Origin of the sequence: Reyranella sp., assembly GCF_004297405.1 — a bacterium.
In the GTDB taxonomy this organism is placed as follows: Bacteria; Pseudomonadota; Alphaproteobacteria; order Reyranellales; family Reyranellaceae; genus Reyranella.
In genome coordinates this window covers 322,991-336,347 of sequence record NZ_SCVC01000006.1, presented here as the reverse complement: position 1 = coordinate 336,347, position 13,357 = coordinate 322,991, and the positions used below count along the sequence as shown (strand labels likewise).

The 13,357-nt window shown below is 64.6% G+C and carries 15 protein-coding genes; 8 read left to right on the top strand and 7 right to left on the bottom strand.

The window, feature by feature from the left end:
* Positions 1-5: 5 nt before the first annotated feature.
* From EPO50_RS03775 to cutA, 4 genes are all read left to right on the top strand, one after another.
* A complete protein-coding gene (locus tag EPO50_RS03775) occupies positions 6-1,436 on the top strand; it encodes a glutamine synthetase family protein (RefSeq protein ID WP_296341319.1) in 1,431 nt (476 codons plus the stop codon).
* A 211-nt stretch (positions 1,437-1,647) separates the two neighbouring features.
* Positions 1,648-1,938 carry an acyl carrier protein gene (acpP, locus tag EPO50_RS03770; protein ID WP_296341318.1) on the top strand — a complete coding sequence of 97 codons (291 nt, stop codon included), beginning with the start codon at positions 1,648-1,650 and terminating at the stop codon, positions 1,936-1,938.
* 287 nt (positions 1,939-2,225) lie between these two features.
* A complete protein-coding gene (locus EPO50_RS03765) occupies positions 2,226-3,281 on the top strand; it encodes a trypsin-like peptidase domain-containing protein (RefSeq protein WP_296341317.1) in 1,056 nt (351 codons plus the stop codon).
* A complete protein-coding gene (cutA, locus tag EPO50_RS03760) occupies positions 3,278-3,592 on the top strand; it encodes a divalent-cation tolerance protein CutA (RefSeq protein WP_296341316.1) in 315 nt (104 codons plus the stop codon). Before EPO50_RS03765 ends, cutA begins: the two co-directional genes overlap by 4 nt.
* 27 nt (positions 3,593-3,619) lie before the next feature.
* Here the strand turns inward: cutA and EPO50_RS03755 are convergent, their stop codons facing one another.
* Complete coding sequence (locus tag EPO50_RS03755) at positions 3,620-4,813, bottom strand: ABC transporter substrate-binding protein (protein WP_296341315.1); 1,194 nt, start codon at positions 4,811-4,813, stop codon at positions 3,620-3,622.
* Positions 4,814-4,894: 81 nt separating this feature from the next.
* Complete coding sequence (locus EPO50_RS03750; protein WP_296341314.1) at positions 4,895-5,374, bottom strand: VOC family protein; 480 nt, start codon at positions 5,372-5,374, stop codon at positions 4,895-4,897.
* Positions 5,375-5,419: 45 nt separating this feature from the next.
* Here EPO50_RS03750 and EPO50_RS03745 point away from each other — a divergent pair, with 45 nt between their 5' ends.
* Positions 5,420-6,013 carry a TetR/AcrR family transcriptional regulator gene (locus EPO50_RS03745; protein WP_296341313.1) on the top strand — a complete coding sequence of 198 codons (594 nt, stop codon included), beginning with the start codon at positions 5,420-5,422 and terminating at the stop codon, positions 6,011-6,013.
* On the opposite strand, the gene EPO50_RS03740 is transcribed toward EPO50_RS03745, so the two are convergent.
* Complete coding sequence (locus tag EPO50_RS03740; RefSeq protein ID WP_296341312.1) at positions 5,994-7,067, bottom strand: DUF561 domain-containing protein; 1,074 nt, start codon at positions 7,065-7,067, stop codon at positions 5,994-5,996. The genes EPO50_RS03745 and EPO50_RS03740 overlap by 20 nt on opposite strands.
* Before the next feature lie 97 nt (positions 7,068-7,164).
* Between EPO50_RS03740 and EPO50_RS03735 the strand changes: the two genes are divergently transcribed.
* Together EPO50_RS03735 and EPO50_RS03730 are read left to right on the top strand one after the other, a co-directional pair.
* Positions 7,165-8,037: a LysR family transcriptional regulator gene (locus EPO50_RS03735; RefSeq protein ID WP_296341311.1), complete on the top strand. Its 873-nt coding sequence runs from the start codon at positions 7,165-7,167 to the stop codon at positions 8,035-8,037.
* Positions 8,038-8,112: 75 nt separating this feature from the next.
* Positions 8,113-9,519, top strand: a complete 1,407-nt coding sequence (locus tag EPO50_RS03730) for an amidase (RefSeq protein WP_296341310.1) — start codon at positions 8,113-8,115, stop codon at positions 9,517-9,519.
* Here EPO50_RS03730 and EPO50_RS03725 read toward each other — a convergent pair.
* Entirely contained in the window at positions 9,509-9,808 is a 300-nt protein-coding gene (locus tag EPO50_RS03725; protein WP_296341309.1) for a hypothetical protein, read from the bottom strand. The genes EPO50_RS03730 and EPO50_RS03725 overlap by 11 nt on opposite strands.
* A 92-nt stretch (positions 9,809-9,900) precedes the next feature.
* Here EPO50_RS03725 and EPO50_RS03720 point away from each other — a divergent pair, with 92 nt between their 5' ends.
* Positions 9,901-10,932, top strand: coding sequence for a 5-methyltetrahydropteroyltriglutamate--homocysteine methyltransferase (locus tag EPO50_RS03720; RefSeq protein WP_296341308.1), 1,032 nt, complete (start codon positions 9,901-9,903; stop codon positions 10,930-10,932).
* On the opposite strand, the gene EPO50_RS03715 is transcribed toward EPO50_RS03720, so the two are convergent.
* Genes EPO50_RS03715 through EPO50_RS03705 form a run of 3 tightly spaced genes read right to left on the bottom strand, consistent with a single transcriptional unit; the run spans position 10,929 to position 13,302 of the window.
* Positions 10,929-11,174, bottom strand: coding sequence for a hypothetical protein (locus EPO50_RS03715; RefSeq protein WP_296341307.1), 246 nt, complete (start codon positions 11,172-11,174; stop codon positions 10,929-10,931). The two genes, EPO50_RS03720 and EPO50_RS03715, sit on opposite strands and share 4 nt — an antisense overlap.
* A complete protein-coding gene (locus EPO50_RS03710) occupies positions 11,171-12,892 on the bottom strand; it encodes an amidohydrolase family protein (RefSeq protein WP_296341306.1) in 1,722 nt (573 codons plus the stop codon). The genes EPO50_RS03715 and EPO50_RS03710 overlap by 4 nt, the downstream gene beginning before the upstream one ends.
* Positions 12,892-13,302, bottom strand: a complete 411-nt coding sequence (locus tag EPO50_RS03705) for a nuclear transport factor 2 family protein (protein WP_296341305.1) — start codon at positions 13,300-13,302, stop codon at positions 12,892-12,894. Before EPO50_RS03705 ends, EPO50_RS03710 begins: the two co-directional genes overlap by 1 nt.
* Positions 13,303-13,357 lie beyond the last annotated feature (55 nt).

Below are 13,357 nucleotides of genomic sequence, written 5' to 3'. Positions count from 1 at the left end.
CCCCCATGACCCTGGTGGAACGCGCGGGCCTCTGGAACGAGGACCGCAAATCGGCAACACGCGAGGCGGAGCGCCGCATGAGGGCCGGCGAGATGTCGGTGGTGCGGCTCGCTTTCGCCGATCAGCACGGCATCCTGCGTGGCAAGACGCTGGCCGCTTCCGAAGTCGACGCTGCCCTGAAGAACGGCGTCGGCTTCACCACGACGATGCTGCTGAAGGACACATCGCATCGAACCGTGTTCCCGGTCTGGCAGCCGGGCGGCGGCTTTGACATGAAGGAGCTGGAAGGCGCGGCCGACGTGATCATGCTGCCTGATCCATCGACCTTCCGTGCCCTGCCCTGGGCGCCGCATTCCGGCTGGATGCTGTGCGACATCTATTTCGCCGACGGGCGGCCAATGCCGCTCTGCACGCGCCACATCTACCGTAATGCGCTGAAGACACTGGGCGAGCGCGGCTACGATTTCATGGCCGGCCTCGAAGTCGAGTTCCACCTCTTCAAGGTCGAGAAGGCAAAGCTAGGCGTCAACGACGCCGGCCAGCCGGGCGAGCCGCCCGAGGTGTCGCTGCTGAACCAGGGCTATCAGTACCTGACCGAGCAGCGCTACGACGAGATGGACCCGATCATCGAGATCCTGCGCACCAACCTCGTCGATCTTGGCCTGCCGCTACGTTCCTTCGAGGTCGAGTATGGACCGAGCCAGCTCGAGTTCACCTTCCGCGCCGCGACGGGCCTGGAGCCCGCCGACACGATGGTGCTGTTTCGCAGCGCCACCAAGCAGATCGCCCAGCGCAACGGCTTCCATGCCACCTTCATGTGCCGGCCTAAGCTGCCCAACGTGATGTCGAGTGGCTGGCACCTGCATCAATCACTCAAGGACCGCGCGACCCACGCCAACGCCTTCATGGATGCGAACGAGCCGCTGTCGACGGTAGGCCAGCATTATATGGCCGGCCTCCTGGAGCATGCGCGCGCCGCCACGGCGTTCAGCACGCCGACTCTGAACGGCTACAAGCGCTACCGCCCCTTCTCCCTGGCGCCCGACCGGGCGATCTGGGGTCGCGACAATCGCGGGGTCATGGTGCGCCTGCTGGGTGGGCCTGGCGACTCGACCACCCATCTCGAAAACCGGGTCGGCGAGCCGGCCGCCAATCCCTACCTCTACATGGCGAGCCAGATCGTCTGCGGCCTCGACGGTCTCGACCGCAAGCTCGATCCCGGCCCGTCGGCCGATACGCCCTACGAAGCCAAGGCGCCCTTGCTGCCGCGCAGCCTCGGCGATGCCCTCGCTGCCTTGCACGAGGACAAGGCGCTGCGTGCAGGTCTCGGCGACTTCTTCGTCGACTACTATCTCAAGCTGAAACAGGCCGAGATCGACCGCTTCAATCTCGAGGTCAGCGACTGGGAGCAGCGAGAGTATTTTTCGCTGTTCTAGGGGCATCGTGATCACGCTTTGCTTCCGAGTATTTCAGCAGTCATCCAACGAACCGGAAACCGTCGCGTCGCCTGAATCTGTTGCAGGGAAGTCACTCTGCCAGAAATCTCGATCGTCGCCTTAACTGATCACTGGCCGGAGGCAAGCTTCGAGCGCAATGAATGGCGTTAGAGCAGTGGCCCGTGGGGGACCCTGCCTATGAGGTGATGTTGTGACCGACATTGCTGCAGAGGTGAAGCGTATCATCGTCTTTCACCTCGGAGTTGCCGAAGAGCAGATCACGAACGACGCGCCTTTCGAAGACCTTGGCGCTGACAGCCTCGACGTCGTCGAGGTCGTCATGACCTGCGAGGAAAGGTTCGACCTCGAAATTCCGACCAAAGTCGCGAGCACCTTCGTGAAGGTAAGTGACCTCGTCGGCTATATCGGGTCTCGACTGACCGAGCCCACGATTCCCTCCAAGATGACCGCCGTTCGCCGACCGCGATTGTCCTTCGGATAGAAGCCAGTAGCAGGCACACGGTTAGTCCCTCCGGCGTGACGCCGGATCAGGCACCCTTCTTGGCTGGCGCCAGCACGAAGGTCCCAAGCGCCAGCAACGGGGCAAAGACGAAGCTTATGCTTCCCGCGAACATCAGGATAAACGGCGCCATGGACCCGATTCCTCTTCCTGGATTCGGTAGCCGCCTACGGCCGCCAGCATCCAGCCGATCACGAAAGCAGCAAGGCATCCGACGCCGAAGAACACTTCGGCTAATCCTCGCAGATCGTTCGGCTACCGGAAACTGTATGCACTCCCCATATGGGGACATGTTCGACTTCGATCCCCTTCTCATCGGTGACGAGCGTCCCGGCGCTTCGATACCTGGTACCCATCGCGAAACCACCGTCGACGACCGGCCACTGTTCGATGCCTATTCGCAGGCCGTGGTCGACGTCGTCGACCTGGTCGGTCCGTCCGTCGTGCGTGTCGAGACGCCGGCCGATCCAGAGACCCGGCGACGCGGCGGCACGGGCTCCGGCGTCGTCATCTCACCCGACGGACTGGTGCTGACCAACTCCCACGTCGTGCAGAATGCCTCGACGGTGCGGCTGGCCCTGGCCGATACGCGCACGGTCACCGCGCGCGTGCTGGGCAACGACCCGCATACCGACCTCGCCTTGCTGCGCATCATCGACGACGTCTCCCTGCCGGCGGCACGCCTTGGCAATTCCAAGGGGCTCCGCCGCGGCCAGCTCGTGGTCGCGATCGGCAACCCGCTGGGCTTCGAATCGACGGTGACGGCGGGTGTCGTATCCGCACTCGGCCGATCGCTGCGCGCCCAGACCGGGCGGCTGATCGACGACGTCATCCAGACCGACGCCGCCCTCAACCCTGGCAACTCCGGCGGGCCCCTGGTCTCGTCGCGCGGCGAGGTGATCGGCATCAACACGGCCGTGATTGCCGGCGCCCAGGGCATCTGCTTCGCCGTCGCCAGCAATACGGCGAGCCATGTGGTCAGCGAGGTCGTGCGTCACGGCAGGGTGCGCCGGGCCTTTATCGGCGTCGCTGGCCAGACCGTACCGCTGCCGAGGCGGCTCGCCCTGGCGCTGGGCCTCGCCCAGCCGCGCGGCGTCGCCATCACGAGCCTCGAACCCGATGGGCCAGCGGCACGGGCGGGTCTTCAGACCGGCAACATTGTGATCGCGCTCGCCGGCGAGCCGGTCACCGGTGCCGACGATCTTGTGAGGTTGCTGGGCGGCAAGCGCATCGGCATAGAGACGGTGCTGACGGTGATCGCCGGCAGCGACCTGCGCCGCATCACGGTGATGCCGGCCGAGCGTAACGAGAGACGGGAGAAATGACCGCTATTGCCGTCGTCACAACGGTCGCCAATCGCAAGGAGGCGCGCGCGCTGGCCCGCGCGCTCGTCGAAGCCAAGCTCGCTGCCTGCGCCCAGATCTCGCGCATTGAGAGCATCTACCCCTGGAAGGGTGCCATCGAGCACGGCAAGGAATATCGCGTGCTCTTCAAGACGATCAACGATCACTACCCGGCTGTCGAGCGGGCGATCCGCGAACTGCATTCTTACGAACTGCCGGCGATCCATGCCTTCGCCTTCGAGCATGTCGCCCCGGCCTATGCGGCGTGGATCGAAGAGAACGTGGCCGTATGACCACGTCCTCTTCTCCTCAGGTCTGTTCTAGTTCTTGATCAGCGGGCAGCCGCCGTCCTTCAGCGGGCGGAAGGCCTGCTCGGCCGGCACGGTGGCGAGCAGTTTGTAGATATCGTCCTTGCTCTTGGACTCCGACGGCGCCTTGACCTGGAACAGGTACATGTCGCGCATCAGACGGCCGTCCTCGCGCAGCTTGCCGTTCTTGGTCATGACGTCATTGACCGGCATCTCGCGCATCTTCGCCATGACAGCCTTGGGCTCGTCCGTGCCGGCCGCCTGCACAGCTTTCAGATAGTGCAGCGTGGCGCTGTAGACACCCGCGGTCGTCATGTTCGGCACCTTGTCCTTGCGCTTGCGGAACTTGGCCGTCCATTCCCGGGTCTGGTCGTTGAGATCCCAGTAGAACGATTCAGTAAGCACCAGGCCCTGGGCCGCATTCAGGCCCAGCGCCTGCACGTCGGAGGAGAATATCAGAAGGCCGGCAAGCTTCTGACCGGCCTTGGTAATGCCGAACTCACCCGCCTGCTTGATGGTGTTGATGGTGTCGGCGCCGGCATTGGCCAGCCCGATGATCTTGGCCTTCGATGCCTGGGCCTGCAGCAAATAGGACGAAAAATCCTGCGACGAGATCGGGTGCTTGATGCCGCCCACCACCTTGCCGCCGGCCTTGGTCACAACGGCCGTCACGTCGCGCTCCAGGGCGTGACCGAAGGCGTAGTCGGCCGTGATGAAGTACCATGAGTCGTTGCCGGCCTTGACCAGGGCCGAGCCCGTGACCTGCGCCAGAGCGTAGGTGTCGTAGATCCAGGAGGCGCCGGTTTCCGAGCAGGCCGGCCCGGTGAGGTCCGCCGTCGCAGAGCCGACGTTGAGGTCGATCTTGCCCTTTTCCTGGGCAATCTTGCGCACGGCCAAGCCCACCGACGACGTATCGATGCCGGTGACCATCGACACCCCATCGGTGTCGTACCACTTGCGCACGATCGTAACGCCGACGTCGGCCTTGTTCTGATGGTCCGCCTGCAGGATCTCGATCGGTCGACCCAATACCTTGCCGCCGACTTCATCCGCGGCCATCTGAGCCGCTTCATACTGGCCGGACGTCAGATCGCCATAGACACCGGAGAAACCGGCGATGACACCGATTTTCAGTGGCGCTTGTGCAAGGGCGCTGCCTGCCGAAAACAACACGGCCAGCGCCGCGCCAGTAACGATTTTTTTCAACTTAACCTCCCTAATACGCTTACGCGTCGATGCGACTATAGTCCCTGTCACATCGATACCAAAGGGAGGCGCGCGGGGTGACTACGCCTGCCCGTTCTCGAGCATCTTCGTCCAGCGCTTCTGCATGTCGGCCGGGCTCACGACTTCTTTCGGCTGGGCGAGCGACCAGCGGTAGCCGAAGGGACAGGCGACCATGCCCATGCGGTCGCCGTAGAATTCGTCCTGCACCGGCCGCACCACTGTGGCACCCGCTTTGACCGCACGTTCAACCGCAGCGTCGGCATCCGCCACTTCGATGCGGAAAGCGACCGGTGAACCACCGATCGCCGCCGGGCATCTGGCGCCGAAGTCGGGGTATTCGTCGTTCACCATCAAGAGGCTGTTGCCGATCGTGATCTCGGCGTGGCCAACCCGGCCCGAGGGTTCGACCAGCCGGAACTGCTCCACGGCCCCGAAGGCCTTCACGTAGAAATCAATCGCGGCCTTGGCGTCATGCACGGTCAGATGCGGCTGAACGGTCAGGCCGCCGTTGCGGTCCGCCTTCGTCTGCTTTGCGTCCATGGCATCACCTGTGTTATATTACGTTACGTATCGTAACGTTAATAGATGTCCCGTCAAGCCCCCTCTCAACCTGCGCCGCGCGGCCGTCCGCGCGATCCCCGCACCCGCGCCGCCATCCTTGCCGCGGCCCGTGCCCTGCTCGAACGTGGCGGGCTCACCAGCGTCACCATCGAGGCGATCGCTCAGAAGGCCGAGGTCAGCCGGCCTACGATCTATCGTTACTGGCCCAACGCGCCGGCAGTGGCGATGGCTGCTTTCCTCGAAACGACGGGCGCTGCCGAAGCCGCCAAATCACCGCGTACCCCGCTGGCAGCCTTGCGCGCGCAGCTCCATGCGCTGGCTGACGCTTTCGCCGCCCCAGCGGGCCGCAGCGTCGCGGCGATGGTGGCCGCCGCCCAGTCAGAGACTGAACTCGCCAAGGCGTTCCGCAATGAATTCATCGCGCGCAACCGCGACGCGACGCGCGCACTCCTGGAGCGCTGCATCGCCGACAAGGCAATTGCGCCGCCCGAAGATATGGAACTCTCGCTCGACCTGATCTTCGGGCCGCTCTTCTACCGCCTGCTGATGGGCCACGCGCCGATTACGCGCGGCTTCGTCGATCAGCTCCTTGCGGCGGTCATCCCCGCGCGCGACTGAACGCAGCGCCGGTTTCACGCACCATCGCGGCCACCAGCTCGCCAGCCGGCATCTCGCGCGCCAGGGTCGGCGCCTGCCCGCTCCACAGCGCCGTGAAGTCCGTCGATCCTTTGGCTTCGGCGGGCCCGCGCAGGGGCTGCATCGCCTCGGCGGCCAAGGGGAAGGCTGGCGCATCGGGACTCATGGGGCCGACCTCGCTCACGACGCGGTTCACGATGCCGCGCGCTGGCCGGCCGGTAAACACATTGGTCAGTGTCGTGCTGTTGTCGTTGGCCTTCTTGAGAGCCGCGCGATGCATCGGCGCCGTCTTGGCTTCCGGCGTAAGCATGAAGGCTGTGCCGATCTGAACGCCGGCAGCACCCAGTGCCAGTGCCGCCGCGATGCCTCGGCCGTCGCCGATACCACCGGCGGCGATGACCGGCACCTTCACCGCATCCACCACCTGCGGCACCAGCGCCATCGTGCCGGCCTGGCGTGCGATATCGTCAGTCAGGAACATGCCGCGATGACCGCCGGCTTCGGCGCCCTGGGCAATCACCGCATCGACGCCCTCGCCTTCCAGCCAGCGCGCTTCCTCGGCCGTGGTCGCCGAGCCGATGACCAGGATCTTCGCCCCTTTCAACCGTTGCATCAGCGTGCGATCGGGCAGGCCGAAGTGAAAGCTCGCGACCTTGGGCTTGAACTCCAGCACGAGGTCGCAGGCCGCGCCGTCGAACGCAGCGCGCGACGGGCCCTTGGCGTCGGCGGGCACGCCGAGCTCTTGATAATAAGGCGCCAACCTCTGGCGCCACCGGGCATCGCGCGCAGCATCGACGGCTGGCGGCTTGTGCACGAAGAAATTCACGTTGAAAGATCGGCTGGTGCCCTGCTTCACCACCTGAAATTCCTGGCGCAGCCCATCGAGCGACAGCATGGCACCGGCAATGGACCCCAGAGCGCCTGCTTCCGAAGTCGCGATGGCGAGCTGCGGCGAGGTCACGCCGGCCATAGGCGCCTGCAGGATGGGGTGCTCGATGCCGAAAAGGTCGAGAAGACGACGATCCTGCCAGTTCATGAGTGGACTCCAGTGGCTGTTCTTCGACAGTTTATGGGCTCGCTAACATCACAAAAAGCGATTTAAATTGATCGTATCCATCTGATAAATTGATCCTATGGACGCAAGGGACCTCGCCACCTTCGAAGCTGTTGCACGGCTAGGCGGCATGAGCCGCGCTGCGCGCGAGCTGAACACCGTACAATCCAATGTCACTCAGCGCGTGCGCCGGCTCGAGTCCATCCTTGGCGTCGCGCTATTCGAACGTAGCCGATCGGGCGCACGACTGACGCCGGCCGGTCAAAGACTGATGCCTTATGCAGCTCGCATCGACGCCCTGCTGGACGAGGCCGGCCGGGCCGCACGTGACGACGGCGCCCCACGCGGCACTCTCACCGTCGGCTCCCTCGAGACGACAGCCGCGCTACGTCTCGCGCCGCTGCTCGCCTCCTATGCGCGCGCTCATCCCGGCGTCGATCTCGTGCTGCGCACCGGAACGACGGCGGAAATGGTCGAGCGCGTGCTCGGCCGTGAACTCGAGGGCGCCTTCGTCTGTGGACCGGTCGTGCATCCCCAACTGGTTTCTGCTCCAGCCTTCGAGGAGGAACTGGCCCTTCTCAGCGCACCGATGGCCTTGTCGGTAACGGCTGCGCTGCAACAGCCCGATCTGCGCCTCGTCGTCCTGCGCGCCGGCTGTTCCTACCGGCAGCGTCTCGAAGAGGTGCTGGCACATCGCGGCATCGTCGGTCTGCGCCGCCTGGAGTTTGGAACGTTGGAAGCAATCCTCGGCGCAGTCGCCGCAGGCCTCGGCGTCACCTTGTTGCCGCGCACGCTGATCGGCCCGGCGTGGCGAGGCGCCCGCATACGGGCCCATCGCCTGAAGCCTTCGGAAGCGCTGGTTCAAACTGTCTTCGTACGTCGGCGCGACATGCTGCCGTCGAGTGCTCTCCTTGCCTTCCAAAGCCACGTGACGAAACAACGGCCACGGTGACTTCGGCATTGCGGCTCTGCATGCTCACGTGATCTTCTTCGCCCTCGATCCGTTGACGAGTTGAGCGAGGGTATCATGGAACTTTGGCAGTACGACGCGACCGACCTGGCGCGATTGATCCGGACAGGCCAGGCTTCGGCGCGTGAAGCCGTCGATTCGGTCCTCGGCCGCCTGCACAAGGTCAACCCCGCGATCAACGCCGTGGTCCGCGTCCTCGAAGACGAAGCGCGCGCCCAGGCCGAGACGGCCGATGCAGCACAGGCGCGCGGCCATGCCCTGCCGCCACTGCACGGTGTGCCGGTCACGACCAAGATCAACGTCGACCAGCAAGGTCTGCCGACCGACAACGGTGTCATTCCCCTCAAGGACCTGATTGCCCAGGAAGACAGCCCCGTCGTTGCCAACCTGAAGCATGCCGGTGCAATCATCGTCGGCCGCACCAATGCGCCGGCTTTCTCCATGCGCATCTTTTCCGACAATGCACTGCATGGCCGCACGCTGAACCCGCGCGATCCCTCGGTGACGCCGGGCGGTTCGAGCGGCGGCGCCGGTGCCGCGACCGCGACGGGCATCGGCTGCATCGCCCATGGCAATGATATCGGTGGCTCGGTGCGCATCCCGGCCTATTGCAACGGCGTCGTCGGCCTGCGCACGGGCTTCGCTCGTATTCCATCCTTCAACCCGACCGCAGCAGCGACCGGCCGCCCGATCGGTGCGGTGCTGATGGCCGTGCAGGGTCCACATACCCGCACAGTGCGCGACGCGCGTCTCGCCCTCGAAGTAATGGCGCGCGGCGACCGGCGCGACTGGCGCTGGAACGACGTGCCGATGCAGGGTCCGCCGCCGGCGCGGCCCATCAAGGTTGCGATCGTGCCCGAAGTGCCGGGCGGCAAGAGCCACCCCGCGCAGGTTGCCGCCGTGCGGCTTGCCGGCAAGCATCTTCAGGCAGCAGGCTATGTCGTGGAGGAAGTGCTTCCGCCCGACATCGAGCGCGGCGTCGAGCTGTGGCATCAGATCTGCGTCACCGATGTGCTCGGCGGCCTGTGGCCCACCATGCAGAAGATGGGCGACCCCGACGGCATCGCGGCGATGAAGGCCTGGCTCGAAATCCACAAGCCGGTCGACCTCGCGACCTATGTCGCAGCTCTGACCGAGCGCGAGGCACTGGCCTATCGCTGGATGAGCTTCTTCCAGCAATATCCCCTGATCATCCTGCCGACGCTTTGCGATCTGCCGCCCAAGCAGGTGGCGGACATCACGCCCAGCGGCCAGAAAGAAGTGCTGGAGTCGATGCGCGCCGCCCTGCTCGCGCCGCTCCTGGGATTACCCGGTCTCGCCGTGCCGGTCGGCAGTCACGGTAAGCTGCGCACCGGCGTTCAGATCATGTCTATGCGCAACCGCGAGGATCTCTGCCTCGACGCCGGCGAGGTGATCGAGGCAGCCGAGGGGATCGTGACGCCGATCGATCCGGTCAAGGCTTAGCGAGCGGGGTGTCGCGCGACGGCAGGTCGATCTTGGCGTCGCGCAGCTTGCTCTCCAGCACCGGAATGCCGGCGGCGGTGTTGCCGGCCTTGCACTGCTCAATGGCCACATTGACCTCGACTGTGCCAGCCATCTCCCGTCGGTGCGCTGGCGCAAACTTGAAGTACTTCTTGATCAGTGCCTGGCAGTAAGCCGCATCATCCATCGTCTGGGCAAAAGCCGGTGCCGAGGCAAAGAGTGGGCTGACAAGTAAGCCGCTGACGAGCAGCCCTTTGGTGATCATACTCATGACTACTCGATATCTCCGCCGGCTGACGAACAGCTGACAGACCTTTCATTGCAACGCACGCACCCTGCGCCTACCCAGACTGCGAACCAACCATGACCGAAGCACTATTGCAGACGACCGTTGTCGGCTCCTACCCGCAGCCGGACTGGCTCGTCAACCGACAGATGTTGAGCAAGGTTGTGCCGCGCACGCGTCTCAAGGAACTCTGGCGCGTGCCCGAACCCTATCTCGAACAGGCACAGGACGATGCCACCTTGTTGGCGATCCGCGACATGGAGCGGGCTGGCATCGACATCGTGACGGATGGCGAGATGCGTCGTGAGAGCTATTCCAATCGCTTTGCGACGGCGCTCGAGGGCATCGACGACGATCATCCCGCCGAGATCGTGAACCGCACGGGCAACCGCACACCCGTGCCGCGGGTCGTCGGGAAGATCAGGCGCTCTGGCCCCATCGAGCTGCGTGACATGCAGTTCCTACGAGCCAACACGGACCGGTTGGCCAAGATCACCCTGCCCGGCCCCTTCACCATGGGCCAGCAGGTGAAGGACGAGTTCTACAAAGACGCCGAGGCTATGTGCATGGACTATGCCGCCGCGGTGAACGAGGAGGCGCACGAGCTGGTGGCGGCCGGTGCCGACGTGATCCAGCTCGACGAGCCGTGGCTGCGCAACAATCCCGAGGAAGCGCAGCGCTATGCCGTGAAGGCGATCAACCGCGCACTCCAGGGCCTCACCGTGCCGACAGTGGTACATCTCTGCTTTGGCTATGCAGCCGTCGTCACCGGGCTGAAGCCCACTGGCTACTCCTTCCTGCCGCAACTCTCCGACACGATCGCCCAGCAGATCTCGATCGAATCGGCCCAGCCCAAGATCGACCTCGGTGTGTTGAGGGACCTCGCGCCGAAGAAGGTGATGCTGGGCGTTATCGATCTCAGCGATCCCGAGATCGAGACGCCGCAGAAAGTCGCCGACCGCATCCGCGCCGGCCTGAAGCATATCGGTCCGGACAAGCTCCTGCCCGCGCCCGACTGCGGCATGAAATACCTGCCCCGAGCCACAGCCTTCGGGAAGCTCAAGGCCTTGAGCGAAGGCGCCGCGATCGTCCGAAAGGAACTCGCCTAACGGGCTCTGACGGTCCCGTTAGGGGAGACGGTGACGTTCTTCTGGACACCATTCTGCGTCGCCTTGCCGGTCCATTGGCCGTCAGGACCGCGGCGCAGGTTATGCACATTGCCGTAGTGCAGCGATTGCAGATGCTGCTTCACGCCCGCGCTGCCGGTCGTGCTGGCGGGTGGCGGCGATGGCGTCTGGGCAGCAGCGGCGCCTGCTACCAGAAGGACGAGCAAGACCGCCAACGTCTTCATGACGCGAGCCTGCCCTTCAAGACGGTACCGGCAAAAGCGCCCGTCGCATCGCCATCCTCGAAGGCGATGGCGCCGTTCACCAGTGTTGCCTTGATGCCGTCGGCCTTCTGTACCAGCCGTCGTGCACCACCCGGCAGATCATGCTCGACGGTCGGGAGCTGGGGCCGAATGCCGTTCTCCTCGAACAGCACGAGATCGGCCTGATAGCCTTCACGTACCAAACCACGCCCCTTGAGCTCCCAAGCCACAGCATTGTCGTGCGTGATCTTCTTAACCGCCTGCTCGAGAGTGAAGGCGCCGCGCTTGCGCACCCAATAGCTCAAAAGATGCGTCTGCAACGACGAGCCCATCTCCTGGCAGACATGGGCGCCCGAATCGGAGAAGGTCGCGAGCGTACGCTGGTGCTTCAGGATGCCGAGCACATCGTCGGGCGATTCGTTGACCAGCGGCTGGACATAGACCTGGTTCTCGTCGGCCAGCGACAGGTCGATCATGACCTCGACCGGATGCTGCCCCCGCGCCTTGGCCAGTTGATCCACCGTCGGATCGTCCCAGTCGACGCCCTTCAGCGCGAACAGGTTGGAATAATCGGGCTTGCGCGGATCCGTCGTCGCAGCCCCTCCGCCCTGGAAGACGTTGTCGCGCGGCTTCATCCGGCTTTCTGCCTCTACCAGCTCGCGGCGCACGGCGGGGTCGGCGAGCCTCTTCTTCTGTTCGGCAAGCGGCAGTGCTCGCAGCGGACGCCAGGCCGGCAGTACGTCGAACGGCAGATAAGACTTCAGCGAGAAGATCGCATTGATCGAGCGCGTGGTGCCTTGGCCGAACATGCGGCCGCCCGCCGCCACCGTCTCGTCGATGTAGCGGGTCTGGTATTCCCAGCCGGTCGGATCGTCGCCCTGCTTCGTCGCCAGCACGCCGAACATGATCGGTCGCTTGTACTCCAAGGCGACCTTGCGCAGCCGCTCCAGGAAGCTGCGATGGTGCGCACCGCTCGCGATGTCGGGACCGACCTGAAAGATGCCCGCATCGAGTTCGGCCATGGCCGCAATGATGCGGTCGATTTCCTCCCACTCGGCGATGCGGCTCGCCACGGGCTTGTCTTCCGGCGTCACGTGCGTGGACGCGCGCGAACTCGAGAAGCCCATGGCGCCGGCTTTCAGCGCCTCCTGCACGGCGAGCGCCATGCGCGTCATGTCCTCGTCGGTCGCCTTCTCCGACAGCGCGCGTTTGCCCATGACGTACATGCGCAGCGCCGAATGGCCGATATACATGCCGTAGTTGATGGCCTTGGGCAGACGCTCGACGGTCGCGAGATATTCCGGGAAGGTCTCCCAGGTCCAGTCGATACCGGCGGCCATCGCTTCGGTCGGGATATCCTCGACCGCCGAGAGGCAGCGCGCGTACCAGTCGCGATCCTCGGGCTTGCAGGGCGCCAGGGCGAAACCGCAATTGCTCATCACCACCGAGGTGACGCCGTGCCAGCACGAGCAGCTCCCCAGGGGGTCCCAGGCGACCTGCGCATCCATGTGGGTGTGGCCGTCGATGAAGCCCGGCGAGACGATCAGTCCGTCAGCATCGAGGCTGCGCTTGGCACTGCCGGCGGCGATGCGGCCGATCTCGACGATCTTGCCGTCCTTGATGCCGACATCGGCCGAGAAGCGCTTCTTCCCGGAGCCGTCGACGACAGTGCCGCCGCGGATGACGAGGTCGTGAGCCATTACAGGCGATCCTTCTGCTCGACGATCTTCCAGTAAGTGTCCTTGGCGGCGATCTTGCCGCCGCGGAAAGTATAGATGTCACAGCCCTGGTAGTTCAGGTCCTCCCCGTCGGCGCCCTTGCCCTTGACGGTCCAGATCGAGATCGCGCGGTTGCCGGCGTAGATATATTCCTTGTGGTCCCACCGCATGTCGGGGATCACCTTGAAGCGATCGGCGAGCGTCTTGCGGATCGTCTCCTTGCCGTGGAGCGTGCGGCCGACCGGTTCGGGACCGCGCGCCAACCAGAAAGTGGCGTCGTCGGTGAAGTGGGAAACGATGCGATCGACGTCGCGACTGTTGAAGGCGGCCGAGATCGCCTTCATGAGCTCGGGCGTGGCGATATCGGCGTTTGCGGCTGTGACGTCCGGCATACGAAACCTCCCTCACGAAGCGACGCGAAACGATTGCAGGCTTTGCGAAAGCCGG